This window comes from Streptomyces sp. NPDC002309 (assembly GCF_053593375.1).
Genome location: NZ_JBSFCI010000017.1, coordinates 17309 through 39223 on the forward strand (window position 1 = coordinate 17309; position 21915 = coordinate 39223).

Annotated in this window: 23 protein-coding genes and 1 pseudogene; 18 read left to right on the plus strand and 6 right to left on the minus strand. The window is 70.1% G+C overall.

The features are described from left to right. Positions 1 to 9: 9 nt before the first annotated feature. The gene (tkt, locus tag ACWCPM_RS16125; RefSeq protein ID WP_450976801.1) at positions 10 to 2097 is read right to left on the minus strand and encodes a transketolase; all 2088 of its coding nucleotides are present in this window, start codon (positions 2095 to 2097) and stop codon (positions 10 to 12) included. Between the two features lie 373 nt (positions 2098 to 2470). On the opposite strand from tkt, the gene ACWCPM_RS16130 reads away from it, so the two are divergent. The 4 genes and pseudogenes from ACWCPM_RS16130 to ACWCPM_RS16145 form a co-directional block, all read left to right on the plus strand. Further along, a complete protein-coding gene (locus tag ACWCPM_RS16130; RefSeq protein WP_450976921.1) occupies positions 2471 to 3457 on the plus strand; it encodes a heme o synthase in 987 nt (328 codons plus the stop codon). Positions 3458 to 3515: 58 nt separating this feature from the next. After that, the gene (locus tag ACWCPM_RS16135) at positions 3516 to 3836 is read left to right on the plus strand and encodes a hypothetical protein (protein WP_450976802.1); all 321 of its coding nucleotides are present in this window, start codon (positions 3516 to 3518) and stop codon (positions 3834 to 3836) included. A gap of 154 nt (positions 3837 to 3990) precedes the next feature. Further along, positions 3991 to 5097, plus strand: a complete 1107-nt coding sequence (locus ACWCPM_RS16140) for an amidohydrolase family protein (RefSeq protein WP_450976803.1) — start codon at positions 3991 to 3993, stop codon at positions 5095 to 5097. A gap of 36 nt (positions 5098 to 5133) precedes the next feature. After that, positions 5134 to 5387, plus strand: a pseudogene (locus ACWCPM_RS16145) (nucleotidyltransferase); the annotation flags it as partial. Here the strand turns inward: ACWCPM_RS16145 and ACWCPM_RS16150 are convergent. The 3 genes from ACWCPM_RS16150 to ACWCPM_RS16160 are packed head-to-tail and all read right to left on the minus strand — an operon-like array spanning position 5342 to position 8113. Continuing rightward, positions 5342 to 6367: a COX15/CtaA family protein gene (locus tag ACWCPM_RS16150; RefSeq protein ID WP_450976922.1), complete on the minus strand. Its 1026-nt coding sequence runs from the start codon at positions 6365 to 6367 to the stop codon at positions 5342 to 5344. The pseudogene ACWCPM_RS16145 and the gene ACWCPM_RS16150 overlap by 46 nt on opposite strands. 46 nt (positions 6368 to 6413) lie before the next feature. Further along, a complete protein-coding gene (locus ACWCPM_RS16155; protein WP_450976804.1) occupies positions 6414 to 7193 on the minus strand; it encodes an ABC transporter permease in 780 nt (259 codons plus the stop codon). Next, positions 7190 to 8113 (minus strand): ABC transporter ATP-binding protein, encoded by a 924-nt coding sequence (locus ACWCPM_RS16160; RefSeq protein WP_450976805.1) that lies wholly within the window; start codon positions 8111 to 8113, stop codon positions 7190 to 7192. Before ACWCPM_RS16160 ends, ACWCPM_RS16155 begins: the two co-directional genes overlap by 4 nt. Before the next feature lie 229 nt (positions 8114 to 8342). Between ACWCPM_RS16160 and ACWCPM_RS16165 the strand changes: the two genes are divergently transcribed. Genes ACWCPM_RS16165 through ACWCPM_RS16200 form a run of 8 tightly spaced genes read left to right on the plus strand, consistent with a single transcriptional unit; the run spans position 8343 to position 14927 of the window. After that, complete coding sequence (locus tag ACWCPM_RS16165; RefSeq protein ID WP_450976806.1) at positions 8343 to 9089, plus strand: helix-turn-helix transcriptional regulator; 747 nt, start codon at positions 8343 to 8345, stop codon at positions 9087 to 9089. Next, positions 9086 to 10507 carry a Fe-S cluster assembly protein SufB gene (gene sufB, locus ACWCPM_RS16170; RefSeq protein ID WP_450976807.1) on the plus strand — a complete coding sequence of 474 codons (1422 nt, stop codon included), beginning with the start codon at positions 9086 to 9088 and terminating at the stop codon, positions 10505 to 10507. The genes ACWCPM_RS16165 and sufB overlap by 4 nt, the downstream gene beginning before the upstream one ends. A gap of 59 nt (positions 10508 to 10566) precedes the next feature. Next, positions 10567 to 11748 carry a Fe-S cluster assembly protein SufD gene (sufD, locus tag ACWCPM_RS16175; protein ID WP_450976808.1) on the plus strand — a complete coding sequence of 394 codons (1182 nt, stop codon included), beginning with the start codon at positions 10567 to 10569 and terminating at the stop codon, positions 11746 to 11748. Next, positions 11745 to 12065: a bifunctional 3-phenylpropionate/cinnamic acid dioxygenase ferredoxin subunit gene (locus ACWCPM_RS16180; RefSeq protein ID WP_450976809.1), complete on the plus strand. Its 321-nt coding sequence runs from the start codon at positions 11745 to 11747 to the stop codon at positions 12063 to 12065. The genes sufD and ACWCPM_RS16180 overlap by 4 nt, the downstream gene beginning before the upstream one ends. Before the next feature lie 7 nt (positions 12066 to 12072). Next, positions 12073 to 12858, plus strand: a complete 786-nt coding sequence (sufC, locus tag ACWCPM_RS16185) for a Fe-S cluster assembly ATPase SufC (protein ID WP_450976810.1) — start codon at positions 12073 to 12075, stop codon at positions 12856 to 12858. Then, a complete protein-coding gene (locus ACWCPM_RS16190; protein ID WP_450976811.1) occupies positions 12855 to 14111 on the plus strand; it encodes a cysteine desulfurase in 1257 nt (418 codons plus the stop codon). Before sufC ends, ACWCPM_RS16190 begins: the two co-directional genes overlap by 4 nt. A 16-nt stretch (positions 14112 to 14127) precedes the next feature. Then, the gene (sufU, locus tag ACWCPM_RS16195; protein WP_450976812.1) at positions 14128 to 14598 is read left to right on the plus strand and encodes a Fe-S cluster assembly sulfur transfer protein SufU; all 471 of its coding nucleotides are present in this window, start codon (positions 14128 to 14130) and stop codon (positions 14596 to 14598) included. Next, positions 14595 to 14927: a metal-sulfur cluster assembly factor gene (locus tag ACWCPM_RS16200; RefSeq protein ID WP_450976813.1), complete on the plus strand. Its 333-nt coding sequence runs from the start codon at positions 14595 to 14597 to the stop codon at positions 14925 to 14927. Before sufU ends, ACWCPM_RS16200 begins: the two co-directional genes overlap by 4 nt. Before the next feature lie 37 nt (positions 14928 to 14964). On the opposite strand, the gene ACWCPM_RS16205 is transcribed toward ACWCPM_RS16200, so the two are convergent. Beyond that, positions 14965 to 15984, minus strand: coding sequence for an AbfB domain-containing protein (locus tag ACWCPM_RS16205; RefSeq protein ID WP_450976814.1), 1020 nt, complete (start codon positions 15982 to 15984; stop codon positions 14965 to 14967). Between the two features lie 253 nt (positions 15985 to 16237). Between ACWCPM_RS16205 and ACWCPM_RS16210 the strand changes: the two genes are divergently transcribed. From ACWCPM_RS16210 to ACWCPM_RS16235, 6 genes are all read left to right on the plus strand, one after another. Beyond that, positions 16238 to 16558, plus strand: coding sequence for a DMT family transporter (locus ACWCPM_RS16210; protein WP_450976815.1), 321 nt, complete (start codon positions 16238 to 16240; stop codon positions 16556 to 16558). Further along, complete coding sequence (locus ACWCPM_RS16215; protein ID WP_450976816.1) at positions 16558 to 17175, plus strand: TetR/AcrR family transcriptional regulator; 618 nt, start codon at positions 16558 to 16560, stop codon at positions 17173 to 17175. The genes ACWCPM_RS16210 and ACWCPM_RS16215 overlap by 1 nt, the downstream gene beginning before the upstream one ends. Positions 17176 to 17228: 53 nt before the next feature. After that, positions 17229 to 18218 carry a 2,3,4,5-tetrahydropyridine-2,6-dicarboxylate N-succinyltransferase gene (gene dapD / locus ACWCPM_RS16220; RefSeq protein ID WP_450976817.1) on the plus strand — a complete coding sequence of 330 codons (990 nt, stop codon included), beginning with the start codon at positions 17229 to 17231 and terminating at the stop codon, positions 18216 to 18218. Positions 18219 to 18439: 221 nt separating this feature from the next. Continuing rightward, entirely contained in the window at positions 18440 to 19237 is a 798-nt protein-coding gene (locus tag ACWCPM_RS16225; protein WP_450976818.1) for a DUF1963 domain-containing protein, read from the plus strand. Positions 19238 to 19498: 261 nt separating this feature from the next. After that, complete coding sequence (locus tag ACWCPM_RS16230) at positions 19499 to 19966, plus strand: DUF5959 family protein (protein ID WP_450976819.1); 468 nt, start codon at positions 19499 to 19501, stop codon at positions 19964 to 19966. Positions 19967 to 20374: 408 nt separating this feature from the next. Then, on the plus strand, positions 20375 to 20611 hold the full coding sequence (locus tag ACWCPM_RS16235; RefSeq protein WP_450976820.1) for a hypothetical protein: 237 nt from the start codon (positions 20375 to 20377) through the stop codon (positions 20609 to 20611). A gap of 105 nt (positions 20612 to 20716) precedes the next feature. Here the strand turns inward: ACWCPM_RS16235 and dapA are convergent, their stop codons facing one another. After that, positions 20717 to 21643: a 4-hydroxy-tetrahydrodipicolinate synthase gene (dapA, locus tag ACWCPM_RS16240; protein ID WP_450976821.1), complete on the minus strand. Its 927-nt coding sequence runs from the start codon at positions 21641 to 21643 to the stop codon at positions 20717 to 20719. Positions 21644 to 21915: the final 272 nt, after the last annotated feature.

Below are 21915 nucleotides of genomic sequence, written 5' to 3' on the forward strand. Positions count from 1 at the left end.
ATATGAGCGTCAGCGCCGGGTGGCGGCGATCGATTCCCGCGCTGCCGCGGCCACGTTCTCGCCGGTGAAGCCGAACTCGCGGAAAAGCACCTTGCCGTCGGCCGAAGCACCGAAGTGCTCCAGGGAAACGATGCGGCCGGCGTCCCCGACGTACTTGTGCCAGGTCAGGCCGATCCCCGCCTCGACGGAGACGCGAGCCCGCACGGACGGGGGCAGCACGCTGTCCCGGTACCCCTGGTCCTGCTCCTCGAACCACTCCACGGACGGCATCGACACCACCCGGGTCGGCACACCGTCGGCCTGCAGCTGCTCGCGCGCCTCGACGGCGACGTGCACCTCGGAACCGGTGGCGATGAGGATGACCTCCGGAGCGCCGCCCTCTGCCTCGAACAGGACGTAACCGCCGCGCGCCGCGTTCTCGTCGGGCTCGTAGGTCGGCACGCCCTGGCGGGTCAGCGCGAGGGCGTGCGGGGCGCCCTTGCCGTACTCCTTGGTGTAGCGGCCCAGGATCTCGCGCCAGGCGATCGCGGTCTCGTTGGCGTCCGCGGGGCGGACCACGTTCAGACCGGGGATGGCGCGCAGCGACGCCACGTGCTCCACGGGCTGGTGCGTCGGGCCGTCCTCACCGAGACCGATGGAGTCGTGCGTCCACACGTAGGTCACCGGCAGGTGCATCAGCGCCGCGAGACGTACGGCGTTGCGCATGTAGTCGGAGAAGACGAGGAAGGTGCCGCCGTAGACACGGGTGTGTCCGTGCAGCGTGATGCCGTTCAGCTCCGCGCCCATGGAGTGCTCGCGGATGCCGAAGTGGATCGTGCGGCCGTACGGGTCGGCCTCCGGCAGCGGGTTGTCCGCCGGGAGGAAGGACGACGTCTTGTCGATCGTCGTGTTGTTCGAGCCGGCCAGGTCGGCGGAGCCGCCCCACAGCTCGGGGATCACGGCGCCGAGCGCCTGGAGCACCTTGCCGGACGCGGCACGCGTCGCGACGCCCTTGCCCGCCTCGAAGACCGGGATCTTCTCCTCCCAGCCCGTGGGCAGCTCGCCCTTGGAGATGCGGTCGAACTCGGCGGCCCGCTCGCGGTTGTTGTCGCGCCACACCTGGAACGACTTCTCCCACTCGGCCTTCGCCTGCCGGCCCCGCTCCAGCGCCTGCCGGGTGTGGCCGAGCACCTCGTCGGAGACCTCGAAGGACTTCTCCGGGTCGAAGCCGAGGACGCGCTTGGTGGCCGCGACCTCCTCGTCGCCCAGCGCCGAGCCGTGCGCGGCCTCGGTGTTCTGCGCGTTCGGGGCGGGCCAGGCGATGATCGAGCGCATGGCGATGAAGGACGGCCGGTCGGTGACCGCCTTGGCCGCCTCGATCGCGTCGTACAGCGCGTGCGGGTCCAGGTCGCCGTCCGGCTTCGGGGCCACGCGCTGGACGTGCCAGCCGTACGCCTCGTAGCGCTTGACGGTGTCCTCGGAGACGGCGGTCTCGGTGTCGCCCTCGATGGAGATGTGGTTGTCGTCCCACAGCAGCACGAGGTTGCCCAGCTGCTGGTGGCCGGCGAGGGAGGACGCCTCGGCGGAGATGCCCTCCTGGAGGCAGCCGTCACCGGCGATGCAGAAGATGAAGTGGTCGAACGGAGATTCGCCCTGGGCCGCGTCCGGGTCGAAGAGACCGCGCTCGTAGCGGGACGCCATCGCCATGCCGACGGCGTTGGCGACACCCTGGCCCAGCGGGCCGGTGGTGGTCTCGACGCCGACGGTGTGGCCGTACTCGGGGTGGCCCGGGGTCTTCGAACCCCAGGTCCTGAACGCCTTCAGATCGTCCAGCTCCAGGCCGAAACCGGCCAGGTACAGCTGGGTGTAGAGGGTCAGGGACGAGTGCCCGGCGGACAGGACGAAACGGTCCCGTCCGACCCAGTCGGCGTCCGCCGGGTCGTGCCGCATCACCTTCTGGAAGAGGGTGTAGGCGGCCGGAGCCAGGCTCATGGCCGTACCGGGATGGCCGTTGCCGACCTTCTGTACGGCGTCGGCGGCCAGGACGCGAGCGGTGTCGACCGCCCGCTGGTCCAGCTCGGTCCACTCGAGGTCTGTGGTGGTCGGCTTGGTGCTCACCCTGGTTCAGGGCTCCTCTCCACATGTCGAAGGCCGGTGTCCTGGGCGTACACCGGCTGCCGGTGCAGATCGCGCCACCGGCCGCTGTCGAGCCTACCCCCGTGAGAACGTGCGTTTTTTCGAGTGATTCCAGACTGACGGGAGTGTCGTCGATCCGCCTCCCGACAGGGCCGTTCCGCATTCGGCAGATGAATACGCAGCCGTTCGTCCGACTGCTCAATCGACGCTCTTCCCGCACCTCGGAGCTTGCCGTCCAACACGACCCCACCCCCGCGAAGGTCGCGGTATGGGCAACGTCTACAGTGGCGTGGTACGCGCGAGCCTTTACCCGGACTTCACACGGTTCAGGCTTGCTGGGATGTCTCTGTCAGGGGTGTGCGTGACGGCCGTTGAATCCCGTCCTGCGGATGGGGGCACCGCCCATGCCGTTCAGGCAATGGGGGAAACCGGGACGAGCCGGAGCCCGGCGCACCGGCCGTTCGGGGCCCGTGTCATGGCGTTCGTGGCACTGACCAAGCCGCGGATCATCGAGCTGCTGCTGATCACCACCGTGCCGGTGATGTTCCTGGCCGAGGGCGGTGTTCCCGACCTCGGTCTCGTGCTCGTGACCTGTCTCGCCGGATACCTCTCCGCGGGCGGCGCCAACGCGCTCAACATGTACATCGACCGCGACATCGACGCGCTCATGGACCGCACGTCCCAGCGTCCGCTGGTCACCGGCATGGTCAGCCCGAGGGAGTGCCTCGCCTTCGGCATCGCCCTGGCGGTCGCCTCCACCCTGTTGTTCGGCCTCGCCGTCAACTGGCTGTCCGCCTGGCTCGCCCTCGGCGCACTGCTTTTCTACGTCGTCGTCTACACGATGCTCCTCAAACGGCGTACCTCGCAGAACATCGTCTGGGGCGGCATCGCCGGCTGTATGCCGGTGCTGATCGGCTGGTCCGCGGTGACGAACTCGCTCTCCTGGGCGCCGTTCATCCTGTTCCTCGTCATCTTCTTCTGGACGCCGCCGCACTACTGGCCGCTGTCGATGAAGGTGAAGGAGGACTACGCGCGCGTCGGCGTGCCGATGCTCCCCGTCATCGCCTCCAACAAGGTCGTCGCCAGGCAGATCGTGCTCTACAGCTGGGTCATGGTCGCCGTCTCCCTGCTGCTGACCCCGCTCGGCTACACCGGCTGGTTCTACACGGTGGTCGCGTTGGCGGCCGGCGGCTGGTGGCTGTGGGAGGCGCACGCCCTGCAGAACCGGGCGAAGGCCGAGGTGACGGGCGGCAAGCTCAAGGAGATGCGGCTGTTCCACTGGTCGATCACCTATGTCTCCCTGCTCTTCGTCGCCGTCGCGGTCGATCCGTTCCTCCGCTGACCCACGTCACAGGACCCCGCCCTCGCCAGCCGGGCTACTCGTGAGTAGCATCCTGGCCATGGGAGACACTGAGCAGACTGACGCCAAGGTCGAGCGCGGGGTGGCCAAGCTCGCCAAGCGGATGAGCGCCTTCGCCAAGGCGCACGGAGGCGCCGAGGCCCACGTCGCGTACCTCGGTGAGCGCGGGGCGCGGATCGTGCTGGTCGGCGAGGACGGCGGCTGGGGCGACCTCGTGGCACCGTCGTACGAGACCGCCGAAAAGGCGGTGCGGAAATCCGGGCTCACCGTGCACGAGGCTTTCGACGGCGAGTTCGCGGCGAAGGTGAAGACCGGCCCCTATGAGTGGAAGCGGATGGCCGGCATCCAGATCGGCGGCTGAACAGCGCCGTTCTCCCGGGATTCCGCCGTGCCGCCCCGCGGCATTCCCCGGCCTTTCCCGGACGTTTTTCCGGGGTGCGGCGGAACGCAACACCTGACACCCGGTTCACCCGTTAGGACTCGTAGGAGTACGTGGTCCAGTCCCGGGAGTCCGGATGATCGAAACGCCGTCCCTCGTGGACCAGTACTGCCACGGCGTGCTGAGAACGGAGCTGGGCCTCGGCACCTTCGAGGCCCAGCTGGCCCGCACCGAGGGCCCGCCCGCCCCCGGCACCACCCTCTTCGACACCCAGACCGGCTTCGCGCTGCGCCGCTGGTGCCCGCCGCTGCTCGGCCTGGAACCGCACTGCCCGCCCGCCCGCTATCTCGCCCGGCGTCGCGAACTCGGCGTGCTGGAGGCGGCCCGGCGGCTGCTGCGCGGCAGCGGCATCACCACGTATCTCGTCGACACCGGGCTGCCCGGCGACCTCACCGGCCCCACCGAGATGGCCTCGGCCGCCACCGCCGACGCGCGTGAGGTCGTCCGCCTGGAGCTGCTGGCCGAGCAGGTCGCCGACACCTCCGGCACTGTCGAGTCGTTCCTGGCGAACCTCGCCGAGTCGGTGCACGGGGCCGCCGTGCACGCCGCCGCCTTCACCTCCGTGGCGGGGGTCCGGCACGGTCTCGCGCTCGCCCCCGAACCACCGGGGCCGGGCGAGGTGCGCGGCGCGGCCGGCCGCTGGCTGGCCGGCCGCCGGGTCGGCGGCGAGCTGAGCGACCCGGTGCTGCTGCGGCATCTGCTGTGGATCGCCGTCGCCTCCGGACTGCCCCTCCAACTGCACGCCGGGCTCGGCGAGCCGGGCCTGCGCATCGACCGCACCGACCCGGTGCTCCTGACGGACTTCGTCCGCGCGACCGCCGGCCTGGGCACCGACCTCGTCCTGCTGCACGGCTACCCGTACCACCGGCACGCCGCCCACCTGGCCGGCGTCTTCCCGCATGTCTACGCGGACTCGGGCGCCGCCCTGGTCCGCACGGGGGCGCGCGCCGCCACCGTCCTCGCCGAGATCCTCGAACTTGCCCCGTTCGGCAAGATCCTCTTCTCCAGCGGCGCCCAGGGACTGCCCGAGCTGCACGTGGTGGGTGCCCGCCTGTTCCGCGAGGCCCTCGCCCGGGTCCTCGGCACCTGGGTCACCGAGGGCGCCTGGTCCCTGACGGACGCTCAGCGCGTCGCCGGCCTGATCGCGGCGGGCAACGCGCGCAGGGTGTACGGGCTGGACTGAGCCGGACGGACCGGGCGCGTGCCGACGCTGGAGCTGCTGTGGACGCGGGCGGCCTGGGTCGACTTGGGGCCGACGGCTTTCGCCCGGGCGAGAGTCACCCTGCGGGACGGGCGGCTGATCTCCGAGCGGGAGGCCCTGGAGGTGCTGCCCTGTCTCTGGTCGAGGACGTCGGCGCGCGGCGGTACGGGGACCCGGCGCCGCCCGCCGCGGAGTGGGCCGTGCGGCGCGGCGAGCTGACGCGGAGCTACCTGGGGGCGGCCGTCGACGCGTTGGTGGCGGTGTACTCCTGAGAGGCCGGCGCCTCGTCCGTGAGGTCCGCCGATCGCTCGCGCAGGGCGAGGGCCACCCGCAGCACCGCGATCCAGACCAGGCAGGAGCCCAGCATGTGCAGGCCGACCAGGATCTCGGGCAGGTCGGTGAAGTACTGGACGTAGCCGATGACGCCCTGGGCGAGCAGGACCAGGAAGAGGTCGCGGGTGCGGTTCAGCGGGCCGCGCGGGGCGTCGACCGCCTTGAGGACGAACCACAGCGCGAAGGTCAGCGTCACCACGATCCACGCCAGGACCGCGTGCGCCTTGCTGACGGTCTCCCAGTCCACCGGCATCCGCGGCACGTCACTGGAGTCACCCGCGTGCGGACCCGCGCCGGTGACCACCGTGCCGACCGCGATCAGCAGGACGCTCGCGGCGATCAGGCACCACACCAGCTGCCGCACGGCCGTGTCGACCAGCCGGCGCGGCGGACCGTCGCCCTCCCGGGTGCGCTGCCACATCACCGCGGCGACCGTGATGAGCGCCGTGGTGGCGAGGAAGTGGGCCGCGACCGTGTACGGGTTGAGGCCGACCAGCACGACGATGCCGCCGAGCACGGCGTTGCTCATGACGACCCAGAACTGGGCCCAGCCCAGCCGGGTCAGGCCGCGCCGCCACGGCTTCTGCGCGCGGGCCGCGATGATCGCCCAGCCGACGGCCGCGCACAGCACGTACGTCAGCAGGCGGTTGCCGAACTCGATGACGCCGTGCAGACCCATCTCGTGGGTCGTGGTCAGCGAGTCGGCGGTGCACTTGGGCCAGGTCGGACAGCCGAGGCCGGAGCCGGTCAGCCGGACGGCGCCGCCGGTCACCACGATCAGCACCGCCATCACGAGGGCGGCGAGCGCGGCCCGCCGGACCGTCCTGGGCGTCGGGGTCCAGCGCGCGGCGATGAAGGCGAGCGGGTTGCGCACGGCTGCTGCGGCGTCGGAGGGGGTCACGTTCGGCACGCGGACCATCGTAGGCCCGGGCTTGTGCACGCTTTCACGAGGGTCCGCCCCGGTCCTACTCCCAGCGGAAGAAGCGGCCCGCCGCCGCCAGCCCCACGACCGACCACGCGGCGAGGATCCCCAGGTCGCCCCACGGCATCCCCGCCCCGTTCCGCAGTACGTCCCGCAGTCCGTCCGAGAGCGCCGCGATGGGCAGCAGGCCCAGCACGCTCTGCGCGGCGTCCGGGAACCTGTCCAGCGGCACGACGACACCACCGCCGATGAGCAGCAGCAGGAACACCAGGTTCGCCGCGGCCAGCGTCGCCTCCGCCTTGAGCGTGCCCGCCATCAGCAGACCGAGCCCGGAGAAGGCCGCCGTACCGAGGACCAGCAGGAGCAGCACGGCGAACGGGTTGCCCTGCGGCGACCAGCCCAGCGCGAGCGCGATCACCGTCACGAGCAGCACCTGGAGCACCTCGACGACCAGCACGGACGCGGTCTTCGCGGTCATCAGGCCCCAGCGGGGGAGCGGGGAGGAGGCCAGCCGCTTCAGCACGCCGTACCTGCGTTCGAAGCCCGTCGCGATGGCCTGGCCGGTGAAGGCCGTGGACATCACGGCGAGCGCGAGGATGCCGGGGGCGAGGAAGTCGACGGCCTTCCCCTCGCCCGTGTCGACGATGTCGACGGTGCTGAAGAGCGCGAGCAGCAGGGTCGGGATGACCACCGTCAGCAGCAGCTGCTCGCCGTTGCGCAGCAGCATCCTGGTCTCCAGCGCCGCCTGCGCCGCGATCATGCGGGGGAGCGGGGCGGCACCGGGCCTCGGGGCGTACGCGCCGTTCTCCACGGTGGTGGTCATGACCGCAGCTCCTTGCCCGTGAGTTCCAGGAAGACGTCTTCGAGGGTGTGCCGTTCCACCGAGATCCGGTCCGGCATCACCCCGTGCTGGGCGCACCATGAGGTCACCGTCGCCAGCAGTTGCGGGTCGATCTTGCCGACGACCCGGTACGCGCCCGGCGTCAGCTCGGCCGCTGTGCAGTCGGCGGGGAGCGCCTTGAGCAGGGAGTTGACGTCGAGACCGGGGCGGCCGGTGAAGCGCAGGGTGTTCTCGGCGCCGCCGCGGCACAGCTCCTCGGGGGAGCCCTCGGCGATGACCCGGCCCGCGTCGATGATGGCGACGTGGTCGGCGAGCTGCTCCGCCTCGTCCATGTAGTGGGTCGTGAGGATCACGGAGACACCGTCCGTGCGCAGGTCCCGGACGAGGTCCCAGGTGGCCCGGCGGGCCTGCGGGTCGAGGCCCGCGGTCGGCTCGTCCAGGAACACGAGCTCAGGTCGGCCCACCACTGCCATGGCCAGCGCCAGCCGCTGCTGCTGGCCACCGGAGAGGCGGCGGTAGCTCGTACGGCCGCAGCCGCCGAGGCCGAGACGCTCGATCAGGGTGTCCACGTCCAGCGGGTGCGCGTGCAGCCGGGCCACATGGCGGAGCATCTCGTCGGCGCGGGCGCCGGAGTAGACGCCGCCGGACTGGAGCATCACGCCGATCCGCGGCCGCAGCTCGCGGGAGTCCCGCACCGGGTCGAGGCCCAGGACGCGCACCGTGCCGGAGTCCGGCCTGCGATATCCCTCGCACATCTCGACCGTGGTCGTCTTGCCGGCCCCGTTGGGTCCGAGCACGGCGGTGACGCCTGCCCCGGCCTCCAGGTCGAGGCCGTTCACCGCGGTCCGGTCGCCGTACCGCTTCACCAGGGCCTGCACCTGGACCACGGGCTCACTTCGCATGGGTCCAGAGTCTAGGTACGCGTCCGGTCACCCGGACGGGCGGGTGCGGGAACTCCTCCGGACGGGGGTGGTGGGCGGCACGGGACACGAGAGGGCCGTCCACCGGGGGTTTGATCGATCAAAGATCGTTTCCGCAGGTCAGCTTAGGTAAACCTAAGTGACGCAGGGCACCGTCCGGTGGATCGGCTGCCGCTTGTCAGGCTCAGAGGAATTACGCAACAATGGCGTTGTGAAAAACGTCGGCGAGGCTCGGGAGACCCCCACGGGGGCCCCTCAGGAGGAGCTCGCGACCGGAGAGCGCTCGACGCGCAACCGGGTCGCGCGATCCATCCTGGACCACGGCCCGTCGACCGTCGCCGACCTCGCCGGACGACTCGGACTCACCCAGGCGGCCGTACGCAGGCACCTGGACGCGCTGGTCGCCGACGACGTGGTCGAGCCGCGCGAGCAGCGGGTCTACGGAGCGCGCACGCGCGGCCGCCCCGCCAAGGTGTTCGCCCTGACCGACTGCGGCCGCGACGCCTTCGACCAGTCCTACGACAAGCTCGCCGCCGACGCGCTGCGCTGGATCGCGGAGCGGGAAGGCGGCGAGGAGGCGGTCGCCGCCTTCGCCCGCGCCCGGATGGCCGCCCAGGCGGGCGCGTACCGCGAGGCCGTCTCCTCGGCGGCCCCCGAGGAGCGCGCGGAAGCACTGGCCAAGGCCCTGAGCGTGGACGGGTACGCTGCTACGGCGCGCAGCGCGCCCACGGGCGAACAGCTGTGCCAGCACCACTGCCCGGTCGCCCATGTCGCCGAGCAGTTTCCGCAGCTGTGCGAGGCGGAGACGGAGGTCTTCGCCGAGCTGCTCGGGACGCATGTCCAGCGGCTGGCCACCATCGCGCACGGCGACGGCGTCTGCACGACGTTCATTCCCAGGACTTCCAAGTCTTCCAAGACCGACAACACTGCAAGCACGGCCGGGAGGAACCCCGCATGACTCTCCCCACGGAGACTGCCCACCCCGAACTCGAGGGTCTGGGCAAGTACGAATACGGCTGGGCCGACTCCGACGAAGCCGGTGCCGCAGCGAAGCGTGGCCTGAGCGAGGCCGTCGTCCTTGACATCTCGGGCAAGAAGTCCGAGCCGGAGTGGATGACCAAGCTGCGCCTCAAGGGCCTGAAGCTCTTCGAGAAGAAGCCCATGCCGAACTGGGGCTCGGACCTGTCGGGCATCGACTTCGACAACATCAAGTACTTCGTGCGCTCCACGGAGAAGCAGGCGGAGTCCTGGGAGGACCTGCCCGAGGACATCAAGAACACGTACGACAAGCTCGGCATCCCGGAGGCGGAGAAGCAGCGCCTCGTCGCGGGCGTCGCGGCCCAGTACGAGTCCGAGGTCGTCTACCACCAGATCCGCGAGGACCTGGAGGAGCAGGGCGTCATCTTCCTCGACACCGACACCGCGCTGAAGGAGCACCCGGAGCTCTTCAAGGAGTACTTCGGCACGGTCATCCCGGTCGGCGACAACAAGTTCGCCTCGCTGAACACCGCCGTGTGGTCGGGCGGCTCCTTCATCTACGTGCCGCCGGGCGTGCACGTCGAGATCCCGCTCCAGGCCTACTTCCGGATCAACACCGAGAACATGGGCCAGTTCGAGCGGACCCTGATCATCGTCGACGAGGGCGCCTACGTGCACTACGTCGAGGGCTGCACCGCCCCGATCTACAAGTCGGACTCGCTGCACAGCGCCGTGGTCGAGATCATCGTCAAGAAGAACGCCCGCTGCCGCTACACGACCATCCAGAACTGGTCGAACAACGTCTACAACCTGGTCACCAAGCGCGCCGTTGCCTACGAGGGCGCGACCATGGAGTGGGTCGACGGCAACATCGGCTCCAAGGTGACGATGAAGTACCCGGCCGTCTACCTGATGGGCGAGCACGCCAAGGGCGAGACCCTGTCCATCGCCTTCGCGGGCGAGGGGCAGCACCAGGACGCCGGCGCCAAGATGGTCCACATGGCTCCGAACACCTCGTCCAACATCGTCTCCAAGTCGGTGGCCCGCGGTGGCGGCCGTACGTCCTACCGCGGTCTGATCGAGATCGGCGAGGGCGCCCCGGGCTCGAAGTCCAACGTGCTCTGCGACGCGCTGCTCGTCGACACCATCTCCCGCTCGGACACGTACCCGTACGTCGACGTCCGCGAGGACGACGTGTCCATGGGCCACGAGGCGACCGTCTCCAAGGTCTCCGAGGACCAGCTCTTCTACCTGATGAGCCGCGGTCTGAGCGAGTTCGAGGCGATGGCGATGATCGTGCGCGGCTTCGTCGAGCCGATCGCCAAGGAGCTGCCCATGGAGTACGCCCTGGAGCTCAACCGGCTGATCGAGCTGCAGATGGAGGGCGCGGTCGGCTGACCGCCCTCCCGACAAGCAGCAGCAGATTTCTGACGTAGGAAGAGAGCAGACCGACAGCCATGGCTGAGGCTCAGAATTTCCCGGTGGGATCCACCACCGCCGGCCAGATCGCGGTGGCCGCCGAGTCGACCGTCGCCACGCGCATGAGCGCGCCCCCGTCCTTCGACGTGGCGGACTTCCCGGTTCCGGGCGGTCGTGAGGAGGAGTGGCGGTTCACTCCGCTGGAGCGCCTGCGCGGCCTCCACGACGGTACGGCCGTGGCCGACGGCGGCATCCGGGTCGAGGTGACCACCCCCGCCGGCGTCACCCAGGAGACCGTCGGTCGTGACGACCCCCGGGTCGGCCGGTCCGGCAAGCCCGTGGACCGGGTAGCGGCCCAGGCCTTCAGCTCGTTCGAGAAGGCGTTCGTGGTGTCCGTCCCCAAGGACACCCAGCTCACCGAGCCCATCCGGCTCGCCGTGCACGGCCAGGGCGGCACCGCCTACGGCCACCAGGTCGTCGAGCTGGGTGCCTTCGCCGAGGCGGTCGTCATCCTCGACCACACCGGTGACGCGGTGATCGCCGCCAACGTCGAGTTCCTCGTCGGTGACGGCGCCAAGCTCACGGTCGTCTCCGTCCAGGACTGGGACGACAAGGCCGTGCACGTGGCCCAGCACAACGCCCTCGTCGGCCGCGACGCCTCCTTCAAGTCCGTGGTCGTCACCTTCGGCGGTGACGTCGTACGCCTGCACCCGCGCGTCCACTACACCGGCCCCGGCGGCGAGGCCGAACTCCTCGGCCTGTACTTCACGGACGCCGGGCAGCACCAGGAGCACCGCCTGCTGGTCACCCACAACACCCCGCACTGCAAGTCGAACGTCGTCTACAAGGGCGCGCTCCAGGGCGACGCGGCGCACGCGGTGTGGATCGGCGACGTGCTGATCGAGGCCAAGGCCGAGGGCACGGACACCTATGAGATGAACCGCAACCTCGTCCTCACGGACGGCGCGCGGGTCGACTCGGTGCCGAACCTGGAGATCGAGACCGGCGAGATCGTCGGTGCCGGTCACGCGTCCGCCACCGGCCGCTTCGACGACGAGCAGCTGTTCTACCTGATGGCCCGCGGGATCCCGGAGCGCGAGGCCCGCCGTCTCGTCGTCCGCGGCTTCTTCGCCGAGCTGGTCCAGCAGATCGGTGTCCCGGACATCGAGGAGCGTCTGCTCGCCAAGATCGACGAGGAGCTGGAGGCATCGGTCGGATGACCACCTTCGTACGCGCGTGCGCACTGAGCGAGCTGGAGGAGGACACCCCGAAGCGGGTGGAACTCGACGGCACGCCGGTGTCGCTCGTGCACACCGGGGGCGAGGTCTTCGCGATCCACGACATCTGCTCGCACGCGAACGTCTCGCTCTCCGAGGGCGAGGTGGAGGACTGCCAGATCGAGTGCTGGCTGCACGGATCGTCGTTCGACCTGCGCACCGGCAAGCCGTCCGGCCTCCCCGCGACGCGCCCCGTTCCCGTATACCCCGTAAAGATCGAAGGGGACGACGTGCTCGTCTCCCTCACCCAGGAGTCCTGAGGCACCCATGGCAACGCTTGAAATCCGAGACCTGCACGTCACCGTCGAGGCCGACAACGCCACGAAGGAGATCCTCAAGGGCGTCGACCTCACCGTGAAGCAGGGCGAGACGCACGCCATCATGGGCCCCAACGGCTCGGGCAAGTCGACCCTCGCCTACTCGCTGGCGGGTCACCCGAAGTACACGATCACCGGCGGCACCGTCACCCTCGACGGCGAGGACGTCCTGGAGATGTCCGTCGACGAGCGCGCCCGCGCCGGCCTGTTCCTCGCGATGCAGTACCCGGTCGAGGTTCCCGGCGTCTCGGTCTCCAACTTCCTGCGCACCTCCGCCACCGCGGTCCGCGGCGAGGCCCCCAAGCTGCGCACCTGGGTGAAGGAGGTCAAGGAGGCCATGGAGCGCCTCAACATGGACCCCGCCTTCGCCGAGCGCAACGTCAACGAGGGCTTCTCCGGCGGTGAGAAGAAGCGCCACGAGATCCTCCAGCTGGAGCTGCTCAAGCCGAAGGTCGCGATCCTCGACGAGACCGACTCCGGTCTGGACGTCGACGCGCTGCGCGTGGTCTCCGAGGGCGTCAACCGCGTCCGCGAGACCGGCGAGGTCGGCACCCTGCTGATCACGCACTACACGCGCATCCTGCGCTACATCAAGCCCGACTTCGTCCACGTGTTCTCCGCCGGCCGCATCGTCGAGTCCGGCGGCGCCGAGCTCGCCGACAAGCTGGAGAACGAGGGCTACGAGGCTTATGCGAAGCTCGACGAAGTCGACACGAAGGGTGGCGCATCCGCGTGACACAGCTGCCGGGCCTCCTCGACACCGAGGCGATCCGCAAGGACTTCCCCATCCTGGACCGACAGATCCACGACGGCCGGAAGCTCGTGTACCTGGACAACGCGGCGACCTCGCAGAAGCCGCGTCAGGTGCTGGACGCCCTCAACGAGTACTACGAGCGCTACAACGCCAACGTCCACCGCGGTGTGCATGTGCTCGCCGAGGAGGCCACGGCGCTGTACGAGGGCGCGCGCGACAAGGTCGCGGAGTTCGTCAACGCGCCCTCCCGCGACGAGGTGATCTTCACCAAGAACGCCTCGGAGTCGCTCAACCTCGTGGCGAACATGCTGGGCTGGGCCGACGAGCCCTACCGCGTGGACCACGAGACCGAGATCGTCATCACGGAGATGGAGCACCACTCCAACATCGTGCCGTGGCAGCTGCTGGCGCAGCGCACGGGCGCGAAGCTGAAGTGGTTCGGCCTGACCGACGACGGCCGGCTCGACCTCTCGAACATCGACGAGGTCATCACCGAGAAGACGAAGATCGTCTCCTTCGTGCTGGTCTCCAACATCCTGGGCACCCACAACCCGGTCGAGGCGATAGTGCGCCGCGCGCAGGAAGTGGGCGCGCTGGTCTGCATCGACGCTTCGCAGGCCGCTCCGCACATGCCGATGGACGTACAGGCCCTCCAGGCCGACTTCGTGGCCTTCACCGGTCACAAGATGTGCGGTCCGACGGGCATCGGCGTGCTGTGGGGCCGCCAGGAGCTGCTGGAGGACCTGCCTCCGTTCCTCGGCGGCGGCGAGATGATCGAGACGGTGTCGATGCACTCGTCGACGTACGCCCCGGCCCCGCACAAGTTCGAGGCGGGCACCCCGCCGATCGCGCAGGCGGTCGGTCTGGGCGCGGCGATCGACTACCTCAACTCGATCGGCATGGACAAGATCCTCGCCCATGAGCACGCGCTCACCGAGTACGCGGTCAAGCGCCTGACGGAGGTCCCCGACCTGCGCATCATCGGCCCGACCACGGCCGAGGAGCGCGGCGCCGCGATCTCCTTCACCCTCGGTGACATCCACCCGCACGACGTGGGCCAGGTGCTGGACGAGCAGGGCATCGCGGTCCGCGTGGGCCACCACTGCGCCCGCCCGGTATGCCTGCGCTACGGAATTCCTGCGACCACGCGAGCGTCGTTCTATCTGTACTCCACGCCGGCCGAGATCGACGCTCTGGTCGACGGGCTGGAGCACGTACGGAACTTCTTCGGCTGAGGGGCGTGCACACACGGTGAAACTGGATTCCATGTACCAGGAAGTCATCCTGGACCACTACAAGCACCCTCACGGGCGTGGTCTGCGGGACGGCGACGCCGAGGTACACCATGTGAACCCGACCTGCGGCGACGAGATCACCCTGCGGGTGAAGTACGACGGCTCGACGATCAGTGACGTCTCGTACGAGGGCCAGGGCTGCTCGATCAGCCAGGCCTCGGCCTCCGTGCTGAACGAACTCCTCGTCGGCAAGGAACTCGCCGAGGCGCAGCGGATCCAGGAGACCTTCCTGGAGCTGATGCAGTCCAAGGGGAAGATCGAACCGGACGACGCGATGGAGGACGTCCTGGAGGACGCGGTCGCGTTCGCGGGAGTCTCCAAGTACCCGGCCCGGGTCAAGTGCGCCCTCCTGAGCTGGATGGCGTGGAAGGACGCGACGGCCCAGGCACTGGATGCCGACGCCGACGCCGAAAGGAAGACGGCATGAGCGAGACCGTTGAGATGAAGCCGGCCTCGGAGGAAGAGGTCCGTGAGGCGCTGTACGACGTGGTCGACCCCGAGCTGGGTATCGACGTCGTCAACCTCGGCCTGATCTACGGCATCCACATCGACGACGCGAACAACGCGACGCTCGACATGACCCTGACCTCGGCGGCCTGCCCGCTCACCGACGTCATCGAGGACCAGGCCAAGTCCGCCACGGACGGCCTCGTCAACGAGCTGCGCATCAACTGGGTCTGGATGCCGCCGTGGGGCCCGGACAAGATCACGGACGACGGCCGTGACCAGCTGCGGGCGCTCGGCTTCAACGTCTGAGGTCGTCCTCGCAGGTTCTCTTCAGTGGCCCCCGGTGTCAGTGCCGGGGGCCACTGTCGTACCCGGATCCGTAGCCATATCCGGACCCGTACCCGGACCCGTATCCGTCGGCGTAGTCGTGATCGTCGTTGTAGCCGTGATCGCCGTCGTCGTAGCCGTCGTCGTCGCTGTGGTCGCTGTGGTCGCCGTGGTCGCCGTGGTCGCCGTACCCGTACCCGTACCCGTACCCGTACCCGTACCCGTACCCGTACCCGGACCCCGTCACGTCGGTCTCCAGACGGAACGCCGTGTCGCCGGAGGATCCTTCGTCGTGCTGGGACGGGTCCAGACGCAGCCGGAAGTTCCGGTGGCGAAGGAAGTGGCCGGGGTGGTTCACGGATTCCAGGGCGACGGCGCCGGAGCGGCCGAGGGAACGGGGACAGAAGGTGGCGTCCCGCTGGAACAGGCGTGAGCCGTCGTGGCCGTCGGCGCGCAGGACGAAGTCGCGGTGGCGGAGATACGCGCCGTCGGCTGTCACGAAGGAGTGGCAGGAGGGGTCGGCCAGGCCCTTCACGAGCCTGAAACCGGCGCTTCGGCGGGCCGAGGACGAGGTGACTGTGCCGAGGACGACCTGACCGTCGCTCACGCGCCAGTAGTGGTCGGGGTAGTTGAGCGAACGGACGAATCGCAGGTCACCCGAACTCGTGGGCGGCCGCGAGGTCGTCGCGCCGGGCGCCGGGGGCTCGGCGGGGCTGCCGCTCGGCCGGCCCGAGGGGGCCTTTGAGGCGTGGGCGGACGTCAGGGCGCTCTTGCCCGGGGGTGTGGTCGTGCGGCCCGTCGTGGAGGGGCTGGCGAACGAGATCAGGCCGGGTGCCGTCGCGCCGGCCGGCCTGTTCTCCGACGACACTCCGTCGGAACGAGGGTCCATGACGGTCACCGCGGTCACGCAGGCGACGACGGTGGCGGCGGCCAGGGCGCCGGCCAGCCAGAGGCGCCGCGTGCCGGGGACCCGGGAGGTGTCCGGGGACCAGTTCTCCTCCCACGGCTGCCGCGGGGACGGGGTGGGACTTTCCGGCATGCGCGGTTCCTCCGGGGCGCACGGGGGACGGGCTCGGCCACGAGGGGCCGGTGGAGCGCTCGCACAGTAGTGGATGCCGTGACGCCCGCGGGGCCTGATGCGGCAAGCGTTTCCCTTTCGATCCCGGAGCGGTTTCCCGAGCCGCTTCCCGAGCCATTCCCCGAGCCATTCCCCGAGCCGTTCCCGGAGCCGTCCCGGTTCCGCCGAACGGCGTTGCGTACAGGTGTACATAACGTTGTGTACTCTCGTACACATGGGATTCCTTCTGCTCGCCGGCGCCATAGCCGCCGAGGTGGCCGCCACCACCGCGATGAAGTACAGCCACGGCTTCACCCGGCTCGGACCCTCACTGATCACCGGCCTCGGCTATGTGGTCGCGTTCGCGCTGCTGGCGCAGACCCTGAAGACCGTCTCCGTCGGCACGGCGTACGCGATCTGGTCCGGCGCCGGCACCGCGGCGATCGCCGTGATCGGGATGCTGTTCCTCGGGGAGGGGATGAGCGTGGCAAAGGCGGCGGGCATCGCGTTGATCGTCCTGGGCGTCGTGGTGCTCAACCTGGGCGGGGCGCACTGATGGCCCGGCGGTACGACCCCGAGCGGCAGCAGCGGATCATCGACGCGGCGATCCGGGTGGTCGGCGCCAAGGGGATCGCCGGGCTGAGCCACCGGACCGTCGCGGCGGAGGCGGACGTGCCGCTCGGTTCGACGACGTACCACTTCAAGACGCTGGACGACCTGCTGGTGGCGGCGCTGCGGCAGACGAACGAGGGCTTCGCCGCTCTGCTCGCCGGGCGCGAGGCGCTGACGGACCCGCGGGCCGACCTGCCGGCGGAACTGGCGGCACTGCTGGGGGAGTGGCTCGCGGGGGACCCCACGGGCGTAGAACTGGAGTACGAGCTCTACCTCGCCGCGCTGCGCCGCCCGGCGCTCAGGCCGGTGGCCGCGGAGTGGACCGAGGACGTGGCCGGACACCTGGCCCGCCGCACGGACCCGGTGACCGCGCGGGCGCTGGTGGCGCTGATGGACGGGATCTGTCTTCAGGTGCTGCTCACGGGGAGGGCGTACGACGAAGGGTGGGCCCGTGAGGTGCTGGGGCGGGTCGTCCCTCCGGCGGCCGACGCGGTCGTCGCTCGCGGGGCCGAGGGGGTCGTCCCTCCCGCTGCCGGCGCTGGCATCCCGCCCGTCACCTGAGACATCACCGCGCTGGTTCGCCTCCGTGGCCCCGCGCCGGTTAGGTTGCCCTCATGACCGACACGACTGCTCCTCGCACCACCGGCGCCGTGGCCGCCGGCCTCGCCACGATCGCCGCCGACGGCACCGTTCTCGACACCTGGTTCCCCGCGCCCGAGCTGTCCGCCGAACCCGGACCGGCCGGTACCGAGCGCCTCGACGAGACGCGCACCGCCGAACTGCTCGGCGAGCACGGCGTCGCGGCCCTGGGCAAGGACGAGGTGCGGGGCGTGGAGGTCGTGGCGGTCCGCACGGTCATCTCGTCGGTCGAGGACAAGCCGCTCGACACCCACGACGCGTACCTGCGCCTCCACTTGCTCTCGCACCGTCTGGTGAAGCCGAACGAGGCCAACCTCGACGGCGTCTTCGGCCTGCTCGCCAACGTCGCCTGGACCTCCCTGGGCCCGGTCGCGGTCGACACGCTGGAGACCGTCCGTCTGGCCGCCCGCGCGCGTGGCCTGCACCTGAGCGTGTTCGGTGTCGACAAGTTCCCGCGCATGACCGACTACGTGGCACCGGCCGGCGTGCGTATCGCCGACGCCGACCGTGTCCGTCTCGGCGCGCACCTCGCCGCGGGCACCACCGTCATGCACGAGGGCTTCGTCAACTTCAACGGCGGCACCCTCGGCACCTCGATGGTCGAGGGCCGCATCTCGCAGGGCGTCGTGGTCGGCGACGGCACCGACATCGGCGGCGGCGCGTCGACGATGGGCACGCTGTCCGGCGGCGGCAAGGAGCGGGTCGCCATCGGTGAGCGCTCCCTGGTCGGCGCCGAGGCCGGCATCGGCATCGCGCTCGGCGACGACTGCGTGGTGGAGGCGGGCCTGTACCTCACCGCCGGCACCCGCGTCACCCTGCCCGACGGCCAGATCGTCAAGGCCCGCGAACTCTCCGGAGCCTCCAACATCCTGTTCCGCCGCAACTCCGTCACGGGCACGGTGGAGGCCCGCCCGAACAACGCGGAGTGGGGCGGCCTGAACGAGGTGCTGCACAGCCACAACTGACGCCGGACGGCCGATCGACGCCGTGACCTGCCGCCGGACTGGGGGTAGTCGGCTGCATCGGTCATCGTGGAGCGCCCTTCCGGGACCTGCCTTCGGGCGTCCCGGGAGGGCGCGGGCGCGTGTGCGCCGCATCAGGGGCGGGGTCGAGTGACTCAGCGGCTGACCTTCGGTCGGGGCCGTCCGACGGAGCTGTACGGCATCAAATGCGAGGAGACCCGGGCATGCGGTTCGATGACTTTGCCGGTTTGAGCCGTGTATGCACCGAACGGCTCGGTGAGAAGCCCGGCCGACAGTTCGCCGCCATGGCCCGCCGTGGCTTTCAGCTGGTCCGACCGATGGGCGATGTGCACGCCACTGGGCAATGCCGCCTTGGCGGGGCGGCACTGCTGGAACCGGGCACTGCCTGGCCCGAGCTGAGCGGGGTCCCGTTGTCCCTGCACGCAGTGCTCGATACCGATGCCCTTGCTGCGTGGCTGGGCGACGAACTGCCCGTACGGCCAGGCTTGCTCAACTTCTTCTACCTTGATCCAGACTTGCCGTACGAGGAGTACCGCAATCTGGATGCGTTCGGACCCGAGGCGTACCGCGTGATTCCCGCCGATCCGGCACGCGCGGTCGAGACGCGGGCACCTGTACCGGCGAGAAGCTATCCGGCCGTACCTGTGCACGCAGCTGAGCTCACCATGCTTCCGGACTGCTGGGATGTCGAGGACGAGGACGTCGAGTTCGACCAGGGACAGCACTGGGGCGCGACATCGCTCATCCTCAGCGAGATGGGGGATCTCGACGGGAACACCGCCGGCAGTCACTGTGCCTTTGGCTGGCCGGACACTTCGTACACGCTCAAGGTGACCTCCCGCGAGGACGACGGCCCCGCGGTCCATCTGCTTCAGCTGGCGGAGGACGCGGACCTCGGATGGGGCTGGGGTGACGCCGGAACGTTGTACTTCACGATCCCGGTCAGGGCATTCACGACCGGGGACTTCCGCCAGGCTGTAGCGAAGATCCACTGCTGTTGAGCCGGGCGCCGCTTGGCTCACGGCGCGCCGAACTGCCCGAGGGCGCAGGCGCAACGACAGGTCGGTGCGGAGAGGGATTGCACGGGAGCTGTCATGGGGCGAGAGGTCAAGGCCTGTGAGCCTGCCGCAACTCGGGCCGTCTGTGGGCCTGCCCGTAATAGCGGCTTCCGCTGCCACGGCCTGACGGAATACCGCGTGTGGGCCGCGGGCTGATGTGGGTGCATCAGGACGGGGCAGTCGATGCGAGTGGTGGGGGCGGGGATGGCCGAGGGCACCATTGTGGATCTCGTCCGCTTGACCGACGGGGAGAGCGGTCTTGAGGTTCGGGTGCTGGGCCGCAGCATGCCTGGGGTACTGCCCTGGCATGACTTCCTCGACGCGGAGATCGTCGTCACGAGCGGGTTCGCCCGGGGACGTCTGGATGTGTGTCTGGCCCCGGAGGACTTGGACAGCTGGTCGCAGGCCGTGGACGCGCTCGCGGCCGGCCGGGACGTCGTCTGGATGGACGACGGGCGCAACGCCGAGATCCGACTTGAACCTTCCCGTGAGAACGGGGTCGTGGTGGTTGTGGTGGCGGACTCGGCCGCATCGAGGACGTCCGTCCGTGTCCCGGTGCGTCTGGCCGATGGGTGGGCCGATGACCACCACGAACGACTGCGGCGTGTCCGGGCGGTCTGGCCGCAGGAGGTTGCGGAGACCTCCCCCGGTGCCTATGAGTGGCGGCGCTGACCGGCCGACAGTCGTCGCCGGCAGACGATGTTGCAGGCCAGGCCCGACAGTCCGGAGCTGCCGACGGCACTTGTCGTGGTCGTGGCCCCGGTCGGCGTAGGGCCTGTCCGGGCGACGGCGGTGTGGTCCGCTTCGGCCGCGCACCGGCGGAACGGCCTCGATCGAAGGCATGAGGCGGGTGCGAACCCCGTCAACACCGCAGCGCCGCCGGTGCGGACCCCGAGGCGGGTCGTGGGTCGCGTGTCCGTCGGGCGTCACCCGCGGAACAGTCCTGGTCGACGGTCATGGTCGCCGAAAACGATCACTTAAAAGGATTACCCTCCGTTACCTATAGCGGCTTCAGGTAGATGAACGGGGTGGACCCGGTGTCCGGTCGGACGCCGCGACGGTGAGACAGAGGACTGAGCAATGACGAACGAGTGGGCGGGGATCGTGGCGCGTCGGCTGGCCGGTGTGGTGGCCGCGGCGACGGTGTGCTGGCTCCCGGCCGGCGTCGCGTACGCCGACGAGACCAACATGGGATCGCACAACGGTCCCCGGATCGGCCTGGTCAACCTGGGCCAGGTGGATGATCCCGCGGAGGACGTCCTGGAGCACTTCCGTCTGTTCGGCGACGAGCGGACGACGGAGAACGGCGTCGGCTGAACCGCCCGCGCCGCCCGTCGCCATGGCGGGCGGCGCGGGCCCGGTCTTCCGGCCGGCGGAGGCGATCAGGTCGCGCGTGCGGGGCGGCGCCCGGACGCGGCCAGTTCACTGTGAGCAACCGGCCGGTTCCCCGCACGCGGCCAGTTCCTCGTACGCCGACAGCAGCTCCGCCGTCGCTCCCGCGTCCGCGGAACGCAACGGGCGGCGGACCGGGCCCGACGGGAGCCCCAAGGCGGACAGGAGGGCCTTGGCCGTGACCGTGCCAGGGAGGCCGGCGGACATCATCGCCTCGATCAGGGGCGTGGCCTGCCGCTGACGGCGGGCCGCTCCCGCCGTGTCGCCCGCGTCGAAGGCGGAGAGGATCGCGTCGATGTGACGGGGGATCACGTTCGCCACCGTGCTGACGCAGCCCGCCGCGCCCACCGCGTACGACGCGAGGACGTGCTCGTCGCAGCCCGCGTAGTACGCCAGGTCCGTGCGGGCCATGACCTTCTGAGTGCCGAGGAAGTCGTACGAGCAGTCCTTGACGGCCACGACACGCGGGTGGTCCGCGAGCCGGATCAGGGTCTCCGGCTCGATACGGGTGCCGGTGCGGGCCGGGATGTCGTAGAGCGCGAGCGGCAGGCCGGACGCGTCCGCGACCTCGCGGAAGTGCGCCTCCACGGCGTCCTGCGGGGGCCGGCTGTAGTACGGGGTGACGACCAGCGCCCCGTCGGCACCCGCCTTCTCGGCCTGCAGGGTGAGTTCGATCGTGTGGCGGGTGTCGGAGGTGCCGACGCCCGCGACCAGGACCGCACGGTCCCCGACTGCCTCCCGGACCGCCCGCACGAGCGCCGCCTTCTCGGCGTCGGACGTGGTCGGCGACTCGCCCGTCGTGCCGTTGAGGACCAGCCCGTCGCAGCCCTGCGACACCAGTCGGTCGGCGAGCCGCTGCGCGCCGTCGAGGTCGAGGGCCCCCTCCTCGGTGAAGGGCGTGATCATCGCGCAGAGAGCGCGGCCGAAGGGCCGGACGGGAGGAGAGGGATACGTCATGCGAGTAGTGTCGGCCCGGCGACCGTGTAGCTCCACTTAAATTTTCTACGACGTATGTATAAGTGTTCGTGATGAGAGGGTGGGTGGCCCTGTCTCGGGGGCCGCCCCTCGCCCCGCTCCTTCGCCCGGCCGGTGGGAGAGGTGCTGCGGGTGGTGGTGGGGTTGCCTCCGAGGGCCCGGACGGTCGGCGGGCGGCGACCGCCAGGCCGGCCCGGAGACCGCGGGGCCGGCGGCCTGTCCCGGCGTACCCGAACTCGCCGCCGGGGCGGCGC